The organism is Neisseria sp. P0014.S009 (assembly GCF_051958155.1).
Taxonomy (GTDB): Bacteria; Pseudomonadota; Gammaproteobacteria; order Burkholderiales; family Neisseriaceae; genus Neisseria; species Neisseria flavescens_C.
In genome coordinates, this window is the sequence record NZ_JBQCVS010000185.1 from 1 (window position 1) to 251 (window position 251).

The following is a 251-nucleotide window of genomic DNA, read 5'->3' on the forward strand; positions in this document are numbered from 1 at the left end:
CCCTCAGTGTTTGGACGGTTTGGCTTTGTCCTTTTCGGTCCGCTTTTGGCTGAGGGCTTTTAACTCCTTTAGGTAGGCGACCTCTGCGCGCATATAGCACAACTCTTCAATAAGCTCTGCCTGTGTTTTTTCTTGATCGGGTTTATCTGCGATGAAGGGGTTTTTGCGGTGTTGGGTCATGGTTTTGGATTGGGGATGTTCGAGTGCGCCGATGCCGCCTTCTTGATAGGCGCGTATCCATCGTCGCAGAT

General features: G+C 51.0%; 1 pseudogene. It reads right to left on the bottom strand.

Going from position 1 to position 251, the window contains the following annotated elements:
• Window positions 1-3: 3 nt before the first annotated feature.
• Window positions 4-251: pseudogene (locus ACTHS4_RS12230) on the bottom strand (helix-turn-helix domain-containing protein); the annotation flags it as partial.